Origin of the sequence: Micromonospora sp. NPDC049171, from assembly GCF_040648275.1 — a bacterium.
In the GTDB taxonomy this organism is placed as follows: Bacteria; Actinomycetota; Actinomycetes; order Mycobacteriales; family Micromonosporaceae; genus Micromonospora.
On record NZ_JBEZDJ010000003.1, the window covers coordinates 301,389 to 320,280 of the forward strand.

General features: G+C 71.3%; 14 protein-coding genes. 12 read left to right on the forward strand and 2 right to left on the reverse strand.

The features are described from left to right. The first annotated feature begins 91 nt into the window (after positions 1 to 91). The 12 genes from AB0B14_RS05765 (at position 92) to AB0B14_RS05820 (ending at position 15,096) form a co-directional block, all read left to right on the forward strand. A complete protein-coding gene (locus AB0B14_RS05765; protein ID WP_357521550.1) occupies positions 92 to 2,059 on the forward strand; it encodes an alpha-1,4-glucan--maltose-1-phosphate maltosyltransferase in 1,968 nt (655 codons plus the stop codon). Further along, on the forward strand, positions 2,056 to 3,810 hold the full coding sequence (gene treS, locus AB0B14_RS05770; RefSeq protein WP_357064758.1) for a maltose alpha-D-glucosyltransferase: 1,755 nt from the start codon (positions 2,056 to 2,058) through the stop codon (positions 3,808 to 3,810). Before AB0B14_RS05765 ends, treS begins: the two co-directional genes overlap by 4 nt. Then, positions 3,807 to 5,264 (forward strand): aminoglycoside phosphotransferase, encoded by a 1,458-nt coding sequence (locus AB0B14_RS05775; protein ID WP_357521552.1) that lies wholly within the window; start codon positions 3,807 to 3,809, stop codon positions 5,262 to 5,264. The genes treS and AB0B14_RS05775 overlap by 4 nt, the downstream gene beginning before the upstream one ends. A gap of 145 nt (positions 5,265 to 5,409) precedes the next feature. Continuing rightward, the gene (locus AB0B14_RS05780; RefSeq protein WP_357064754.1) at positions 5,410 to 6,234 is read left to right on the forward strand and encodes a type 1 glutamine amidotransferase domain-containing protein; all 825 of its coding nucleotides are present in this window, start codon (positions 5,410 to 5,412) and stop codon (positions 6,232 to 6,234) included. A gap of 34 nt (positions 6,235 to 6,268) precedes the next feature. Beyond that, the gene (locus AB0B14_RS05785) at positions 6,269 to 7,873 is read left to right on the forward strand and encodes a thiamine pyrophosphate-binding protein (protein WP_357521554.1); all 1,605 of its coding nucleotides are present in this window, start codon (positions 6,269 to 6,271) and stop codon (positions 7,871 to 7,873) included. A gap of 202 nt (positions 7,874 to 8,075) precedes the next feature. Continuing rightward, entirely contained in the window at positions 8,076 to 8,732 is a 657-nt protein-coding gene (locus AB0B14_RS05790) for a DJ-1/PfpI family protein (RefSeq protein ID WP_357521556.1), read from the forward strand. Beyond that, complete coding sequence (locus AB0B14_RS05795) at positions 8,722 to 10,548, forward strand: AGE family epimerase/isomerase (RefSeq protein WP_357064750.1); 1,827 nt, start codon at positions 8,722 to 8,724, stop codon at positions 10,546 to 10,548. Before AB0B14_RS05790 ends, AB0B14_RS05795 begins: the two co-directional genes overlap by 11 nt. Before the next feature lie 65 nt (positions 10,549 to 10,613). Further along, positions 10,614 to 10,949 (forward strand): STAS domain-containing protein, encoded by a 336-nt coding sequence (locus AB0B14_RS05800; RefSeq protein ID WP_357064749.1) that lies wholly within the window; start codon positions 10,614 to 10,616, stop codon positions 10,947 to 10,949. Then, positions 10,946 to 13,096 (forward strand): glycogen debranching protein GlgX, encoded by a 2,151-nt coding sequence (glgX, locus tag AB0B14_RS05805; protein ID WP_357064748.1) that lies wholly within the window; start codon positions 10,946 to 10,948, stop codon positions 13,094 to 13,096. The genes AB0B14_RS05800 and glgX overlap by 4 nt, the downstream gene beginning before the upstream one ends. Then, positions 13,093 to 13,410, forward strand: coding sequence for an STAS domain-containing protein (locus AB0B14_RS05810; RefSeq protein ID WP_357064746.1), 318 nt, complete (start codon positions 13,093 to 13,095; stop codon positions 13,408 to 13,410). Before glgX ends, AB0B14_RS05810 begins: the two co-directional genes overlap by 4 nt. After that, positions 13,410 to 13,892: an ATP-binding protein gene (locus tag AB0B14_RS05815; RefSeq protein ID WP_357064744.1), complete on the forward strand. Its 483-nt coding sequence runs from the start codon at positions 13,410 to 13,412 to the stop codon at positions 13,890 to 13,892. The genes AB0B14_RS05810 and AB0B14_RS05815 overlap by 1 nt, the downstream gene beginning before the upstream one ends. Further along, complete coding sequence (locus AB0B14_RS05820) at positions 13,861 to 15,096, forward strand: PP2C family protein-serine/threonine phosphatase (RefSeq protein ID WP_357064742.1); 1,236 nt, start codon at positions 13,861 to 13,863, stop codon at positions 15,094 to 15,096. The genes AB0B14_RS05815 and AB0B14_RS05820 overlap by 32 nt, the downstream gene beginning before the upstream one ends. A gap of 47 nt (positions 15,097 to 15,143) precedes the next feature. Here AB0B14_RS05820 and AB0B14_RS05825 read toward each other — a convergent pair whose 3' ends face one another. Together AB0B14_RS05825 and AB0B14_RS05830 are read right to left on the reverse strand one after the other, a co-directional pair. Beyond that, positions 15,144 to 16,058: a helix-turn-helix transcriptional regulator gene (locus AB0B14_RS05825; protein WP_357064740.1), complete on the reverse strand. Its 915-nt coding sequence runs from the start codon at positions 16,056 to 16,058 to the stop codon at positions 15,144 to 15,146. A gap of 167 nt (positions 16,059 to 16,225) precedes the next feature. Continuing rightward, positions 16,226 to 17,677 (reverse strand): ATP-binding protein, encoded by a 1,452-nt coding sequence (locus AB0B14_RS05830; protein WP_357521558.1) that lies wholly within the window; start codon positions 17,675 to 17,677, stop codon positions 16,226 to 16,228. Between the last annotated feature and the right edge of the window lie 1,215 nt (positions 17,678 to 18,892).

The window sequence follows — 18,892 nt, forward strand, 5'->3', positions numbered from 1 at the left end:
GTCCGCCACCGCCGTCCGACGGCGGTGGCGGACGGGTTCCCGTCTGCCTGCCCGTGGCTTCCCGGCCACGGCGGGAGGAGTGATCGCGACAATGAAGAGAATCGCCGTTGAGGACGTCTCCCCGGTCGTCGCCGAGGGGGCCCACCCCGTCAAGGCGGTCGTTGGCGAGCAGATGACCGTACGCGCCACGGTGTGGCGTGAAGGGCACGAGAGGGTGGCCGCGACCGTGGTCTGGCGCGGCCCGCGGGACCACGGTCCGCGGAGCACCCGGATGACCCCCGGGGCACCCGGCACCGACTCCTGGTTGGCGACCATCACACCGGACGTCGCCGGGCTGTGGACGTTCCGGGTCGACGGCTGGGCTGACCCGTGGGAGAGCTGGCGGGACACCGTGGCCGCCAAACTGGCCGACGGCCAGGGCGCCGGCTCACTGGACAACGACCTCGAGGTGGGCGCGCGGCTGCTGGACCGGGTGGCCCGTAGACCCGGCGCGGGTCACGGCCGAGGGCTGCTGTCGGCCGCCGCCGCCGCGCTGCGGGACACCGCCCTGCCGCTACGGGAGCGGCTGCGTCCCGCCGAGAGCGCCGAGGTCCGGGCCGCCCTGTCCCGGATCCCGGTCCGTCAGTTCGTCAGCCGGGGGCCGACCCGGCAGGTCTGGGTGGACCGGCCCCGTGCCCTGTCCGGCGCCTGGTACGAGTTCTTCCCCCGCTCGGCGGGGGGCTGGGACGACACCGGCGAGCCGGTGCACGGCACGCTCGTCACCGCCGCCGGGGAGCTGGACAGGATCGCCGCAATGGGCTTCGACGTGGTCTACCTGCCGCCGATCCACCCGATCGGGGAGCAGCACCGCAAGGGCCCGAACAACACGATCTCCGCCGCGGCCGACGACCCTGGTTCCCCCTGGGCGATCGGTTCCGCCGCCGGCGGCCACGACACCGTGCACCCGGCGCTGGGCACCATGGCCGACTTCGACGCGTTCGTGGCCCAGGCGCGCGGCCTCGGCCTGGAGGTCGCCCTGGACCTGGCGCTGCAGTGCGCGCCCGACCATCCGTGGGTGACCGCGCACCCGGAGTGGTTCACCACCCGACCGGACGGCACCATCGCCTACGCCGAGAACCCGCCCAAGCGCTACCAGGACATCTACCCGCTCAACTTCGACAACGACCCGGCGGGCCTCTACGCCGAGATCCTGCGGGTGGTGCTGCTCTGGGTCGAGCACGGGGTACGGATCTTCCGGGTGGACAACCCGCACACCAAACCACCGGACTTCTGGCACTGGCTGATCTGGCGGGTCAAGCAGCAGTGGCCCGACGTGCTGTTCCTCGCCGAGGCATTCACCCGACCGGCCCGGCTGTACGGCCTGGCCAGGCTGGGCTTCAGCCAGTCGTACACCTACTTCACCTGGCGTACCAGCAAGCAGGAGCTGATCGACTTCGGAAACGACCTGGTGGCACACGCGGACGAGGCCCGACCCAACCTGTTCGTCAACACCCCCGACATCCTGCACGCCAGTCTGCAGCACGGCGGGCGGGCGATGTTCGCCCTGCGTGCGGCGCTGGCCGCGACGATGTCGCCGACCTGGGGGGTCTACTCCGGCTACGAGCTGTTCGAGGACGAGGCGGTGGGCGAGGGCAGTGAGGAGTACCTGAACTCGGAGAAGTACCAGCTGCGCCCCCGCGACCACGCCGCCGCGCTGGCCCAGGACCGGTCGCTGCAACCGTGGCTGACCCGGCTCAACGAGATCCGCCGCGCCCACCCGGCGCTGCGCACCCTGCGGACCCTGCGGTTCCACCACACCGACGACGACGCGCTGATCGCGTACTCCAGGACCGACCCGGAGGGGACGGACGTGGTGCTGGTCGTGGTCAACCTGGACCCGCACCGGCCGCGGGAGGGCACCGTCCGGTGGGACCTGCCGGCGTTGGGCCTGGACCCGGACGCCCGGTTCACCGTGCTGGACGAGGTCGGCGGGGAGATCTTCCAGTGGCGTGAGCACACCTACGTCAGGTTGGAGCCGCAGCGGGCGGTCGCCCACATCGCCACGGTGGTGCGGTCGTGAGCGCCGGAACCGTCGGCGGCCGGGTCCTCGAGGTCGACGCCCAGGAGTTCGGCTCGGCCCGGCCGCCCCGGCCACAACACCAGTGGTACAAACGGGCGGTCTTCTACGAGGTGCTGGTCCGGGCGTTCAAGGACTCCGACGACAACGGCACCGGCGACCTGCGCGGCCTGGCCAGCAAGCTGGACTACCTGGCCTGGTTGGGGGTGGACTGCCTCTGGCTGCCCCCGTTCTACGACTCGCCGCTGCGCGACGGCGGCTACGACATCCGCGACTTCCGCACGGTGCTGCCCGAGTTCGGCCGGGTGGAGGACTTCGTCCACCTGCTGGACCAGGCGCACCTGCGCGGCATCCGGGTGATCACCGACCTGGTGCTGAACCACACCTCCGACACCCACCCGTGGTTCCAGGAGTCGCGGCTCAACCCGGACGGGCCGTACGGCGACTACTACGTCTGGTCCGACACCGACACCGGCTACCCCGACGCCCGGATCATCTTCGTGGACACCGAGGTGTCGAACTGGACCTACGACCCGGTGCGCGGTCAGTTCTACTGGCACCGGTTCTTCTCCCACCAGCCCGACCTGAACTACGAGAACCCGCAGGTCGCCGAGGCCATGATCGACGTGCTGCGGTTCTGGCTGGACCTGGGCATCGACGGGTTCCGGTTGGACGCGGTGCCGTACCTGTTCGAGGAGGAGGGCACCAACGGCGAGAACCTGCCGCAAACCCACGACTTCCTCAAACGGTGCCGGCGGGTGGTCGACGAGGAGTACAGCGACCGGGTGCTGCTGGCCGAGGCCAACCAGTGGCCGGCCGACGTGGTCGAGTACTTCGGCGACCCGGCCGTCGGCGGGGACGAGTGCCACATGGCGTTCCACTTCCCGCTGATGCCGCGGCTGTTCATGGCGGTGCGCCGGGAGAGCCGGTACCCGATCTCGGAGATCCTGGCCCAGACCCCGCCGATCCCCTCCGGCGCCCAGTGGGGCATCTTCCTGCGCAACCACGACGAGCTGACCCTGGAGATGGTCACCGACGAGGAACGCGACTACATGTACGCCGAGTACGCCAAGGACGCCCGGATGCGGGCCAACATCGGCATCCGGCGCCGGCTGGCCCCGCTGCTGGACAACGACCGCAACCAGCAGGAACTGTTCACCGCGATGCTGCTCGGCCTGCCCGGCTCGCCGGTGCTGTACTACGGCGACGAGATCGGCATGGGCGACAACATCTGGCTCGGTGACCGGGACGGGGTACGCACCCCGATGCAGTGGACCCCGGACCGCAACGCCGGCTTCTCCAACTGCGACCCCGGCCGGATCTACCTGCCGGTCATCATGGACCCGATCTACGGTTACCAGGCGGTCAACGTCGAGGTGGAGACGAACAACCCGGCCAGCCTGCTGAACTGGACCCGCCGGATGATCCAGGTCCGCCGCCAGCATCCCGCCTTCGGCCTTGGCGAGTACGCCGAACTGGGCTCCTCCAACCCGAGCGTGCTGGCCTTCCTGCGCCGGCACGTCGGCGAGGACGACGACGGCACACCGGTGGAGAGCGTCGTGCTGTGCGCGTACAACCTGTCCCGGCGCCCGCAGCCGGTCGAGCTGGACCTGTCCGACCACCGCGGCCGCGAACTGGTCGAGCTGACCGGCGGGACCCGGTTCGGCGTCGTCGAACGGCCCACCTACACCCTCACCATGCCCGGTCACGGGTTCTTCTGGTTCGGGGTGCTGCCGGTACGGGAGGCGTCGTGACCGCCACCGCGTGGACGTACGCCTTCGGTGAGCCCGTCGCGGCCCGGCTGGGGCCGGCACTGGCCGACTGGTTGCCCACCCGGCGCTGGTTCGGCAGCGGCGGGCGGCGCCCGGAGCAGGTCGAGGTCGTACGGGCGGTCGAGCTGACCGACCACGGCCGGCACGGCGGGCCGCGAGGGCTGCTGGTGGTCGTCGCCGTCCACCTGGGCGACACCGTCGGGCACTTCCAGCTGCTGCTGGGCCTGCGCCCGGACGACTCCCCGACCTGGCTCGGCGGCGAACTGGTGCTGCACGCCGGCGGGACGCTGGTCTACGACGGCACCGCCGACCCGGAGCTGATGTCGGCGCTGCTGCGGCTGATCGCCGACGGGGCCCGGGTGGGTGAGCTGCGGTTCGTCCCGGAGCGGCCGGCCGACCTGCGCCTGGCCCGGCGGGCCGGGCTGCGGGTCAGGCGCGGCTCCGCCGAGCAGTCCAACACCTCGGTGGTCTTCGGCGACCGGTTCATCCTCAAGCTGTTCCGCCGGCTGTCCCCCGGGGTCAACCCGGACCTGGAGGTGCACCGCCGGCTGGCCGGCGGGGCACACCTGGCCCGGCTGGTCGGCGCGGTCGAGGGCGAACTGCACGGCCAGCCGGTCACATTCGGGGTGCTGCACTCCTTCGTCCCCCGGGCGCGGGAGGGCTGGGACCTGGTCACCACCGGTGTGCGGGCGTTGCTGGACGGCGAGCCGGAGCCGGTGGACCTGCTGCCGGAGCTGTCCGAGCTCGGCTCGGCGGTCGCGGCGGTGCACACCCAACTGGCCGACGCGTTCGGCACCGCCGAGGTGACAGGTCCGGCACTTGCCGCGGCCCGTTCGCGGATGCACGACCGGCTGACCGCCGCCGCCCGGGATGCGCCGGTGCTGCTGCCGCACCTACCCGCCCTGCGTCGGGTGCTGGACCGGTTACCGGCCGGCCCGACCGAACGGGCCCAGCGGGTGCACGGCGACCTGCACCTCGGTCAGGTGCTGCGGACCACCGACGGTTGGCTGCTCATCGATTTCGAGGGCGAACCGGCCGCGCCGATCGGGGACCGGGTGACCCGGCGTTCGCCGTTGCAGGACGTCGCCGGGATGCTCCGGTCGCTGGAGTACGCCGCCGGGCACGCCCTGCTGGCCGGCGGCGCGCCAGAGGACCCCGGGCGCCAACGGGTCGCCCGGCAGTGGGTGACCGCGGCCCGGGACGCCTTCTGCGCCGGCTACACCGCCGCCGGCGGGGTGCCGCTGGGCGACCGCGCCGGCCTGGACGCCTACGAGCTGGACAAGGCGGTCTACGAGGTGGTCTACGAGACGCGCAACCGGCCCGGATGGGTGGACATCCCGCTGCGGGCCGTACGCCGGTTCGCCGCCGCCCAGCCGGACGCCGACAGTGGACCTGCCGAAATGCCGACCGGTCACACCGGCGACATCGCAAAGTGACGACGGCACCTTTCCCCCACCTTGTCGCCGGCCTGTCGGATTGGTTGACTTGAATTACCGAACAAGAAGGGGGAACGACTCGGGCGCGTAATTACGAGACAATCCGGCAGCATTGTTCCGCACGTGCGGGAATGAAGGAGAGAAAGTGTCCAAGAAGATTCTCATCGTTCTTTCGGAATACGGGTACTGGGGCGAGGAACTGCTCGGTCCGCTGGTCAACTTCGACCAGGCGGGTTACACGAGCGTCTTCGCCACCCCCAACGGAAAGCGCCCGGTGGCGCTGCCGCCGAGCCTGGACCCCGGCTACGTCGACCCGCCGCTGGGCCGGACCGTCACCACCCCCGAGGTGGCCGTGGCCGCCCGTGAGCTCGACGAATCCGACCGGCTGGCCAACCCGATCAGCCTGGCCGACTGGATCCCGGAGCGGCCGTACGACAGCGAGTCGAACCACCTGCGGCTGCTGGAGGCCTACAACCGGGAACTGGCCACGCTGGACAGCGACATCCAGCAGTACGACGCGCTGACCATCGTCGGCGGCAGTGGCCCGATCGTGGACCTGGTCAACAACGGCCGGCTGCACGAACTGATCCTGGCCTTCCACCGGGCCGACAAGCCGATCCTGGGTCTGTGCTACGGCGTGGCCCCGCTGGCGTTCGCCCGGGACTGGGAGGACCGGGAGAGCATCATCTGGGGCAAGCACGTCACGGGTCACTGCAAGGAGTACGACTACAAGGACGGCACCGGTTTCGTCGGCGTCGACTTCAACATGGGCCCGCCGCCGTACCCGCTGGAGTACATCCTGCGCGACGCCACCGGCCCCGACGGTCGTTTCCACGGCAACGTCGGCAGGGAGACCTCGGTCATCGTCGACTACCCCTTCGTCACCGCCCGGTCCACCCCGGACTCGTTCCTGGGCGGCGAGAAGCTGGTCGAGGTGCTGGAGAACGGCCTGCGCCGGTACGGCTGGTAACCGGACGGTCTGACACACGGGTGAAGGAGCACCAATGACCGCAAGACCAGGAAAGATCGCCATTTTCGAGCAGTTCGCCGCCGACGGGATCACCAGGATGTTCGGCAATCCCGGCACGGTGGAGCAGGGATTCCTCGACGTCGTGGAGCAGTTGCCGGCCTTCGAGTACGTGCTGGCGCTGCAGGAGGCCGTCGCGGTGGGCATCGCCGACGGGTACGCCCGGGCGAGTGCTGGTCCGGCGTTGGTGCAACTGCACACCGGGGTGGGGCTGGGTAACGGCATCGGCATGCTGTACCAGGCCAAGCGGGGCCACTCGCCGCTCGTGGTGATCGCCGGTGAGGCCGGCGTGCGATACGACGCGATGGATTCGCAGATGGCCGTGGACCTCGTGCAGATGGCCCGGCCGGTGACGAAGTACGCGACCCGGGTGGTGCACCCGGACTCCGTACTGCGGGTGCTGCGCCGCGCGGTGAAGATCGCCATGACTCCACCGCGCGGCCCGGTCTTCGTCGCCCTGCCGATGGACGTGCTCGACGCGTCAACGGAGGAGCCGGTCGTACCCAGCACCATCCCCACCCGCTCGGTGCTGCCGGTGCCGGCGGAGCTGGACCGGGCGGCGCAGGCCCTGCGTGGGGCCCGGCGGCCGCTGATCCTGATGGGCGACGGGGTGGCGGTCTCCGGGGCCCAGGCGGAGCTGACCCGGGTGGCCGAGCTGCTCGACGCCCCGGTGTGGGGTGTGGACAACTCCGAACTGAACATGGACAGCACCCACCCGCTCTACCGTGGTCAGCTCGGGCACATGTTCGGTGAGGTCAGCGCGGGGGTGGTCGGCGACGCCGACGCGGTGCTGATCGTGGGCACGTACGTGTTCCCCGAGGTGTTCCCGGCACTGGCCAGCCCGTTCGCCGAGGGCGCCACCATCGTCCACGTCGACCTGGACGACTGGGAGATGGCCAAGAACTTCCCGGTCAACCTGGCCCTGGTCGCCGACCCGAAGCCGACCCTGGCCGCGCTGGCGCAGCGGCTCGGCGCCGACCGGCCGGAGCCGGCCACGCCGGCGCCGTGGGTCCGCCCGGAGCCGACCGCCGACAGCCCGATGATCGAGCTGTTCGCCGCCGAGCTGGCCGCGCAGACCGGGCCGGACCTGGTGCTGTTCGACGAGGCCCTGACCGCCTCGCCGGGCCTGGTCAAGCACCTGCCGCCCCGGGTGGCCGGCAACTACTTCCTCACCCGCGGCGGGTCGCTGGGCGTCGGCATCCCGGGGGCGGTCGGCGCCAAGATGGCCAGGCCGTCGGCCGAGGTGGTCGGCTTCACCGGTGACGGCGGGAGCATGTACACCATCCAGGCGCTGTGGACCGCCGCCCGGCACGACGTCGGCGCCAAGTTCGTGATCTGCAACAACCACCGGTACGAGCTGCTCGACCTCAACATCGAGCAGTACTGGCGGGAACGCGGCATCGACCCGCACCCCCACCCCGAGGGCTTCGACCTGTCCCGGCCGGACATCGACTTCGCCGGCCTGGCCCGCAGTCTCGGCGTGGAGGCGGTCCGCGTGAGCAGGCCCGCCGAGGTGGTCCCGGCGGTGCGCCGCATGCTGGCGCACCCGGGTCCGTTCCTGGTCGACCTGGTCACCGGGTAACGGCCACCACCTGACCCGCGTCGGCGCGCCGGCACGGGTGGCGTCCGGGCGGCCCGGCGCCGCGGCCGGCCGGTCCCCCACGGGACCGGTCCGGCGCACCGGGCCGCCCGGCGCACCGGGCGGGGCCCGCCGCCCCGCATTCCCCGACGGCCCGGCGGCGGCCGCGGCACATCCTCACCCTGGAGTCCGCACAGTGAACGAGATGATCCTCCGCGACGGCGGCCGACTGGCCGGCCGGACCGTCGCGATCCTGATGGAGACCGACTACGTCGAGCCGGAGATCGACTACTATCAGCGCCGGTTCGCCGAGGAGGGCGCCCGGGTGGAGTTCCTCACCCGGCTGTGGGGCCAGTCGAGCATCACCTTCAGCGGCCACGAGTACCGGTTGCCGTTCACAGTGGACGGCGACCTGGAGGCGGTCGACGACGAGCGGCTGCGCGGCTACGACGCGCTGATCGTGCCCGGTGGGATGGTCTCCGACCGGTTGCGCTACGCCGAGCGGCCGGGCGAGCTGGCCCCGGCCACCCGGCTGCTGGAGCGGGCCTTCGCCGAGCCCTCGGTGCTCAAGGGAATCGTGTGCCACGGCATGTGGCTGGTCGCCCCCATCCCACACACCGTCACCGGCCGGGCGCTGACCTGCCACAACAACCTGGTCGCCGATGTGCGAAACATGGGCGCCGTCTACACCGACCAGGACGTGGTGGTCAACGGCGACCTGGTGACCGGCCGCAGCGCCGACCACTGCCACCTGTTCGCCCGCACCATGATCGACCTGATCGCCGCCCGGGTCGCCACGCGGGACACCCGCTGGTGGCGCTCGGCGGTGCCGAACGCGCGGAGAGTGCGCCATGGCAACTGACTACCGCCCCGACTTCACCTTCTCCGACCTGGTCGCCGGCTACGTGACCGGGCACGACCCACAGCGGCGCCAGGTCGACCTGCGCACCAGCGACGGCCGCGCGCTACGGGCCACCTACTCCCCCACCGTGTACGCCACGGTGGTCAACAACCTCGGACAGCCGCCGCAGGACGTGACCGGCGAACTGCCCGAACTGCTCACCCCGGGCCGGCACCTGTTCGCCTACGGGGTCTTCACCCCCGGCGCGGACGGCTACGCGTTCGAGGCGCACCGGGTGGTGCTGCCCGGGCGGCGGGTCGGCGAGCACGCCTTCGAGGAGCCGGGCTGGTGGACCCAGCAGCTCACCGAACTGGCCCGGTTCTACCGGCGGGCCCAGTTCGGCGACACGGAGGTGCCCGACTTCACCGACTACCGGACGGTGGTGCGACTGGGCGGTGACAAGAGCGCCAACCACGTGCAGGAGACCGACACCCTGTCCCGCCTGGTGTACGGCATGGCCTCGACGTACCTGCTGACCGGGGACGAGACCTACCTGCAGGTCGCCGAGCGGGGTACCGAGTACATGCGCGAGCACATGCGCTTCGTCGACCGGGACAACGACGTCGTGTACTGGTACCACGGCGTGGACGTGCGCGACGCGGTGGAGTCGAAGCTGTTCACCTCCGAGTTCGGCGACGACTACGCGGCCATCCCGGCGTACGAGCAGATCTACGCGCTGGTCGGGCCGACGCAGACGTACCGGATCACCGGCGACCCGGCGATCGCCGCCGACATCGACGGCACCATGCGGCTGTTCGACAGGTTCTTCCACGACGACAAGCAGGGCGGCTGGTGGTCGCACGTCGACCCGATCCGGCTCAGCCCGCACGAGGAGAGCCTGGGGCCCAACCGGGCCCGCAAGAACTGGAACTCCATCGGCGACCACGCCCCGGCGTACCTGATCAACCTGTGGCTGGCCACCGGTGAGCAGCGGTACGCCGACATGCTCCAGGAGTGCTTCGACCTGATCCTGGAGTACTTCCCGGAGAGCGGCAGCCCGTTCGTGCAGGAGCGGTTCCACGGCGACTGGACCCCGGACCGGTCCTGGGGCTGGCAGCAGGACCGGGCCGTGGTCGGGCACAACCTCAAGATCGCCTGGAACATGCTGCGGATGAACGCCATCCGGCCGCGCAACGCCTACCGGAGGCTGGCCGAGGAGATCGGCCACCGGATGCCCGCGCTGGCCAGCGACACCCAGCGCGGCGGCTGGTACGACGTGCTGGACCGCACCCTCGCCCCCGGTGCCACGGCCCACCGACTCACCTGGCACGACCGTAAGGCGTGGTGGCAGCAGGAGCAGGCGATCCTGGCGTACCTGATCCTGGCCGGCAACACCGGTGACGAAGAGTTCCTGCGGCACGGCCGGGAGGCGGCGGCGTTCTACAACGCGTTCTTCCTCGACCACGACGAGGGCGGGGTCTACTTCAACGTGCTGGCCAACGGCCTGCCGTACCTGCTGGGCACCGAACGGCTCAAGGGCAGCCACTCGATGAGCATGTACCACGCCTCCGAGTTGTGCCTGCTGTCGACGGTGTACCAGCGGCTGCTGATCCGAGGCGAGCCGTTGGACCTGTGGTTCAAGCCGAAGCCGGACGGCTTCGTCGACCGGGTCCTGCGGGTGGCGCCGGACGCGCTGCCGACCGGTCGGGTCCGGCTCGACCAGGTCGAGATCGACGGCAGCCCGTACCGGGCCTTCGATCCCGACCAGATGTCGGTCGCCCTACCCGACAGCAAATCCGACCTGACGGTACGGGTGCGGCTGTCGCCGGTCGTCTGAACACCGGTATCCGCCGGCCGGTAGCGCACCCACCGCCGACCGGCGCGAGTCTCCTAAGGACGGACATGCGAGTCGAAAAGTCGATGCGCGAGAACACCACGGTCATCGCGCTCATCGGGGACCTGGACAGTGCCACAGCCTCGCAGGTGCACAACGACCTCGGTCAGCTGATCCCCGACGAGGGCCATCTGCTGCTGGACCTCAGCCGGATGTCCTACCTGTCCAGCGCGGGCCTGCGGGTGCTGCTGCTGGTCTACCGGCAGGCCCGGCAGAAGGGGCTCCGGCTGGCGCTGGCCGGCATCCCCGCCGACGTGCACGCGGTGCTGTCGGCCACCGGCTTCATCGAGGCGTTCCTGGTGGCCGACACGGTGGACGCGGGCGTGGAGGCGCTGAGCCGATGACCACCACCAGCCTGCCGCCCGCGGTGCACGCCGGGCGCACCCGCCGGATCGGCGGCTTCACGGTCCGCGCCGGCGACCCGCTGCCCTTCGGCGCCACCCCCGGCCCGGACGGGGTCACCTTCTCCATCCACTCCAACGCGGCCACGGCCATGACGCTTGTGCTGTTCCGGCGCGGCGACGCGGAACCCTTCGCCGAGCTGCCGTTCCCGCAGGAGTTCCGGACCGGCGGGGTGTACTCGATGACGGTACTGGGTCTGGACCCGACCACCGTCGAGTACGGCTACCGCGCCGACGGGCCGTACCAACCCGAGGCCGGGCACCGGTTCGACCCCCGGCGGGTGCTGGCCGACCCGTACGCCCGGGCGTTCGGCGGCCTGGAGCGGTGGGGCAGCCCGCCGTACCCGCCGGACGGCTACCGCTACCGGGCCCGGGTGGTCGACGACGACTTCGACTGGGCCGGCGACCAGCAGCTCCGCCTGCCCATGCGGGACCTGGTGATCTACGAGACACACGTGCGCGGCTTCACCCGGCACCCCTCCTCCGGGGTACGGAGGCCCGGCACGTTCGCCGGGCTGGTGGAGAAGATCCCGTACCTGACCGCACTGGGGGTCAACTGCGTCGAGCTGATGCCGGTGTTCGAGTTCGACGAGACCGACCTGGGCCGCGTCGACCCGTCGAGCGGGCGGCGGCTGCGCAACTACTGGGGCTACCACACCCTCGGGTTCTTCGCCCCGAAGGCCTCGTACGCCGCCTCGGCGCGGGTCGGCGGGCAGATCACCGAGTTCAAGTATCTGGTGCGGCAGCTGCACCGCGCCGGCATCGAGGTGATGCTCGACGTGGTGCTCAACCACACCGCGGAGGGCAACGAACTGGGCCCGACCATCTCGTTGCGCGGGCTGGACGACCGCGCCTACTACATGTTGACCGGCAACGGGGCGTACCTGAACCTCAGTGGCACCGGCAACACGGTCAACGCCAACGACCCGGTGGCCCGCGCCTTCCTGCTGGACTGCCTGCGGTACTGGGTGACCGAGTTCCACGTCGACGGTTTCCGCTTCGACCTGGCCTCGATCCTCACCCGCGGCCCGGACGGCACCCCGCTGGCCAACCCGCCGCTGCTGGAGGCGATCGCCGCCGATCCGGTGCTGCGCGACACCAAGCTGGTCGCCGAGGCGTGGGACGCCGGCGGGCTCTACCAGGTGGGCAGTTTCCCGGACTACGGCCGTTGGTCGGAGTGGAACGGGCGGTTCCGCGACCTGGTTCGCCGGTTCCTGCGCGGTGAGGCCGGTACCAGTGGTGAACTGGCCACCCGACTGGTCGGCTCGCCCGACCTGTACCGCGGTCGCGGCCCGCTGGCCTCGGTCAACTTCGTCTGCTCGCACGACGGGTTCACCCTGCACGACCTGTTCGCCTACAACGACAAACACAACGCGGCCAACGGCGAGGACAACCGGGACGGCGCCGACGACAACTACTCGTGGAACTGCGGTCACGAGGGCCCGACCGACGACCCCGAGGTGCTCGAGCTGCGCGCCCGGCAGGTCCGCAACGCGCTGCTGCTGCTGCTGACCAGCCACGGCGTGCCGATGCTGTTGGCCGGCGACGAGATGGGCCGGTCCCAGCAGGGCAACAACAACGCCTACTGTCAGGACAACGAGCTCTCCTGGCTGGACTGGGGGCTGCTGGAGCGCAACGCCGACCTGGTGGAGTTCACCCGACGGGCGATCGCGTTCCGCCGGGCGCACCCGGCGCTGCGCCGCGTCACGCACGTCACCGGCACCAGTCCCGGCGCGGCCCTGCCCGACGTCAGCTGGCACGGCGAGCGGGCGTGGACCCCGGACTGGTCGGCCGACCGGCTGCTGGTGGCGGCGATGCTGCGGGCCGCCGAGCCCGACGACGGCGGCGAGGACGTGGTCTTCCTGGCGGCGAACGCGCACTGGGAGCCCTGCGCGGTCCACCTGCCCGAGCTGCCACCCGGCCTGGTCTGGGGCCGGTTTGCCGACACCTCGGCGCCCGCGCCGCACGACGCGTACCCCCCGGGGCTCGAGCCGCCCCTGGCCGAACAGTCCCGACTGACGGTCGGCGCCCGCTCGGTCGTGGTGCTGACCGCGCTGACCGAACCATCTGAGAACCGAGGTGCATCATGAGCCTGGATACCCGAATGATCGTCGAGGCCGACGTCGCGACCCTGGTGCTGGTCGGTGAGGCCGACGCGGAGTCGGCCCCTGACCTGCACCGGCTGGTCACCGACGCGACCCGGTCGCCGCTGCGCCAGCTCACGCTGGACGTCACCGGGCTGACCTACCTGTCGTCGGCGGGCCTGCGCTGCCTGGTCTACGCCCACCAGCGGCTCGGCCGCGGGGTACGGATCGTGCTGGTCGGTGCCAACGACGAGGTGGCCGAGACGATCCGGCTGACCGGATTCGACCGCAGCATCGAACTGCGGCCGGAGCTCGGCTAGTGACGGAGTGGAGTCTGCGCCTGCACGACGGACGGGCGCCCTCCCGGGAGGTCGCCGACTTCGTCGCCCGGCTGGCCACCGGGCTGGGCCTGGCCGTGCGGGAGGCGTACCGGCTGCGGCTGGCCTCCGACGAGATCACCACCAACATCGTCGAGCACGGCTACCGCTGGCAGCCCGGTCGGATCCACCTCCACGGTGGCCGGCGCGACGACATGGTGTGGGTGCGGATCAGCGACTCCGCGCCGCCGTTCGACCCGCGCGGCCGGGACCTGACCGCGCGGGTCCACGCCGACCCGATGCTGCGCCCGGCCGGCGGGTGCGGGCTGCTGCTGGCGATCCGCAGCCTCGACGAGTTCGGCTACGAGTACGTCGACGGCTGCAACCACAACGTCCTGGGGGTACGCCAGGCCCGCGGCGCAACCGGCCAGGGCCCGACGGACGGGGGACACGATGAACAGGCCGACCGCGATCATCGTCGCTGACATGGCCCTGCTGGTGCCCGAGCTGACCACCGCACTGGTGGAGGCCGGGCTGGAGGTCCGCCGGTCCGACCCAGCGGAGCTGGAGTACCACCCGGGGTTGGCCGACGGCACGACGGTGGTGCTGGTGTCGGCGTCGCTGGGCCTGCAGCGGGTCGCGCTGCTGAGTCAACGGCTGGCCGGTCTGCCGCGGCGCCCGGCTGTCCTGGTCTTTCCGCAGGGCGACCTGTGGGCCCTGGAAGCGTGCGCGCGGGGCGGATTCGACTACGTCACCGAGCCGTTCCTGCCCGGGCTGCTGCGCAGTCGGCTGTCCACCGCCTCGGAACGCGGGGACCTGCTCGACACCGTCGAGGAGATGGCCACCGAGGCGAGCCTGCGGGCGTACGAGCAGGACCTGAACAACGCCCGGGAGGTCCAGGCGGGATTCCTGCCGGAGTGCCTGCCCACGCCGGACGGCTGGGAGGTGGGCGTACGCTACCGGCCGGCGCGGCAGGTGTCCGGCGACTTCTACGACTGCTTCGAGCTGGTCAACGGGCTGCGGTTGGGGTTCCTGGTGGCCGACGTCTGCGACAAGGGGTTGAGCGCGGCACTGTTCATGGCGCTGATCCGCACCCTGCTGCGACACACCGCCGAGCACGCCGGGTCGTGGAACCTGATGGGCGACACCCCACCCATCGCCCTCGCCGGCGGGTCGATCGCCAGCACGTCGCTGGCGCCGATCCTGTCCGTCGGGGCCGGACCGCTGCTGGAGTCGGTCAACGCCACCAACCGGTACCTGGCCCGCAACCACCTCGGCCAGGGCTACTTCGTGACGCTGTTCTTCGGGGTCCTCGACCCGGTCTCCGGGGCGCTGCTGTTCGTCAACGGCGGGCACAACCCGCCCGTGCTGCTGCGAGCCGACGGCAGTTACACGCTGCTGCCGCCGACCGGGCCCGCGATCGGGATGCTGGCCAACAGCGTGTACTCGTTGGGCAACGTCCGGATGGAGCCGGGTGACACCCTGTTCGTCTACACCGACGGTGTGGTCGAGGCCCGTTCCCACACCGGCGGCCTGTTCGGCATGCCACGCCTGCTCGACGTGCTCGACCAGCCGGTCGACTCCGCCGAGGCGCTGCTGGTGGCGGTGGAGGGCCGGCTGGACCGGTACGTGGGAACGGCGGATCAGGCGGACGACATCACGATGCTGGCGCTGCGTCGGCGACCCTGACCGACGGGGCCCGGCCGCCCCACGGGCCGGCCCCGGCGTGGCCGGGCTCAGCCACCGTTGACGACGGTTCCCTGCCCGCACTGCACCGCACCCTCGGCGGCGACACGGCGCAGCCGGTCGCCCTCCGCACCGGTGGGCACGTGCAGGACGACCGAGTTGAAGGCGTCGGTCATCCGCAGCACGACGAGCTGGACGGTCAGGGCCTGTCCGCTGGGCAGCCGCAGGTGGCGCGGTCGGGTGTGCGGGTCCCGCACGTCGTGGTCGGACCACCAGGTGCGGAACTCGGGGCTGGCCTTGCGCATGGCCTCGATGAGCTCGTTGAAGTGCTGGTCCCAGGGGCGGGCGGCGGAGGCGATCCGGAACCGGGCGATCACGTCCCGGGTGTCCTCGGCCCAGTTGACGATCCGTTCGCGGGCCTGCGGGTCGGTGAGCATCCACCACAGCATGTTGCGCCGGCCCGGCGGCAGTCCGTCGAAGTCGGTGTACCACCGGGCCGCCGCGGCGTTCCACGCGGTCACCCCGGCGTAGATGTTGCCGGCGTAGACCGGATAGTCGGTCTCGCCGATCAGCGCGACGATCTGCCGTACGAGGCCCTCGTCGGCCGCCTCGGACAGGTCGGGGCTTGCCGGGGGTGCCTGGCCGTTGGCCAGCAGGTAGAGGTAGCGGCGTTCGTCTTCGCTGAGCTGCAGCACCCGGGCGAGGCTGTCGAGCACCTCGGGTGAGGGGCGGATGTCGCGACCCTGTTCGAGGTACGTGTACCACGTGGGGCTCAGCCCGGCGAGGACGGCGATCTCCTCCCGACGAAGCCCCGGGGTGCGTCGCCGAGGACCGACCGGAAGACCGACGTGTGCCGGCATGATGCGCTCCCGCCGGCTTCGCAGGAACTCGGCAAGGTCAAACCTGTTGCGACTGACAGTCAAGACGGTATCCCCCCGTACGGTTCCCCCGAACCACGCCGACATAGGCCCTCGGCAGCACCCAACCTAGTACGTGGGTGCCGCCGGACTTCCCCACGCCGCGCCCGCCGATCGGCGGGTGACCGCTCCCCCGGTCAACGGGGCGCACGATACGGTCCGGTGCCATCCGCTGTCCACTGTGGATTGAGGGAGACGGGCGGCGCCGGAGACGCTCAGCGGTCCCGATGGGCCGGCTCCGGTACACCGACCACCGAGTTGATCAGTGCCGACAGGGACACCGCCACGTCCCAGCCGCATCCCTCCTGGGCCGCGTGGAAGTCGGCGGCCGCGACGGTGGCCTCGCTGATCCGACCGGCCAGCAGCAGGGCGTCGATCAGCGCGCCGGTCAGATAGGGCGCGAACCAGGGCAGTTCGGCGCGCAACGCGTCGGCGCCGATGATCGCCCGGCGCAGGTGGGAGATCGCCTGTCTCGGCCGGTCGGCGGCGAACTCGGCAAGTGCCTGGGCGCTACGGACAAAGACCGCCGCCTCCGGGTCCTCGTCCGGCCCCGGGGGGCTCAGCGCGGCGACCGGGGCGCCGATGTGGCCCAGGACGGCCAGCACCCACGCCCGTACGGCGAGCAGCAGCGCCTCCCGGCCGGGATTGAGCCGGGCGGCTTCGGCCAGCAGCTCGGCGGCCTGGTCGACCTGGCCCAGGCCGAGGGCGAGCAGCAGCGCCCGGGACGTGACCAGCCGCACCGATCGGGCCTCCTCGACCGGGGGTTGGTCCAGTCCGTCGAGCAGCCGGAGCCCCTCGGCCGCCTGGCCGCGCAGCAACAGCACGAAGGCCCACACGGGTACGGTCTCGTCGGCCGCCCCGACCCGCAGGGCGAGTTTGCACAGCTCACTGAGCCGCTCGAAGGACAGTGCCGCCCAGGTTGCCCGCATCGCGGAAAGCAACCGGTCCCGGCCCCGAACGGTCAGGTCGAGCCGCCTCCCGAGCTGCGGGGGCAACTGCCAGAACCCCCGCGTCCGCACCATGGTCTCGGCCAGCCCGTTGCCGATCAGCAGGTCGTGCAGCAGGCCGGGGTTGCCGGCGGTCGCCGCGTGCAGGGCCTCGGCGGTGGCGGTGGCCACCTCGCCGCCCAGCACCCCGGAGACCAGGGCGCGGGTGTGGCCCTCCGACAGCGGGGGCAGGACCAGTGTCCGCACACCCGGCTCATAGCGGAGGCAGTCCAGCGGGTCAGGGGTCGGCGGGGGCGGATCGCTCGGTCGGCTGAGCAGCATGACCGCTCCCGTGCCGCGGTGCAGGTCGCGCAGGGTCTCGATCACGGCGTGGTGGGCCAGGTGAGCGTCGTCGACGACGAAGACGGTTCGCCGGGCGCGGAGTTCCCCGGTGGCCGCCGCGGCGGCCTGCACGACCGCCGGGGTCGAGGCGGGCACGACTGTCGTCTCCGCCATCTGACGTTCGGTCAGCATGGTGGCCAGTGACGGCCGGGGGGCACCCACGTCGACCACGATCACGCGGTCGCGTCGGTGGTCCAGCAGGTCGAGGGCCCGTACGAGCAGTGCCGTACGACCGATACCGGACTCGCCGGTGACGATCAGGGGCCCTGGACGGTCCCGGCGCAGCACGTTGTCGATATGGTCCAACTGCTCCGTTCTCCCGGTGAACGGCCAAATCATTTCCTACCTCCACTTTTGCACGACCTCGACGGACGCTGTCGATCCAGCCAGCACAGGGCACGCGCCAGACGCGACGCACTGTCACTCAACCAATGATTTCGCACACAGAATCATCTGCCAAAGAACAGCTAACAGAGTCCCACCATTTTGTGCGATGTCCAGGTATTGATCGCCGAGGTAGTCCCGGCCCGCAATACGGACACAGAGGGTGACGACGGCGGTCGATCACCACCGGTGAGTCGCGGCCGACCGGATCGAACGTGACGGGGTGCCCCACCAGCGCAGCGGACTGGATGCTGGTACTCAAAGTGCCGACATCACTGCATTCTGTATCGCTCATTTGAAGGAATCGATACTTCTTTGAGCAGGCAGCCAGACATGCGACGTCACACAACCAGGGAGCCGTAGGTGATCCTCAAGATCGAAGACAGCCTGGCAAGTCAGGGCCTGCCGACGCGCCCAGGCCGACACGGTGCCGACGGCGGCGGACCGGCGACGTCACCGTCCGGCCGGCGGTGCCGCCGATGCGGACCGGGACACAGGTGCCGGTACGGGGCGCCACCGACGGCGGGTGCCGGGCGGCGGTCCAGACCCAGGCCGGCCGGGAGCGGCGGCGTCGGCGGACCGGTGACACCGACCCGGACGCCCATCCGGTCCGTCCCAGCGGCGCACGCCATCGTCGACCCCACCCCCGACCTGGTGCAGACGATGTCGAGGGCAGGACCGGTGGCACCACCGCGCCCGACCACTGCGTCCGACCACGTCGCCCGACCTCCGTCCCCGCGCGGAGCGGGGACCCGCCGCCGGATGGTCGCTGGCGCGACCCACGGTCCGGTCGCGGACAACCGAACGGCAGCACCCCGGACCCGATCTCCGCATGGAGCTCGGGTCCGGCCGCCTGCCACCGGCCGCGCCCCGGGGACGCCGACGGCCGTGACGAGGCGCCCGGCGCCGTGAGCGGTGCAGCGTGATCCCACCCCCGACGCGGCCCGCGGCCGGCACAGTCAAAATGCGCGCGCCGGATGGAACGCCACCGTCCGACGCCCTGACGACCGCCGGGCGCGGCAATCCGACCCCGATTCTCCGACTGACGGTGCTGTCGGTCGGAACCTTGCCAAGTATCGACGGCTTCCGCTTCTGAATGGCGCACCACCGTCCGGCGCGGTATGGATGGAACAACCGGCGATTTACCTCGCCGATATCACCCCCCATCCG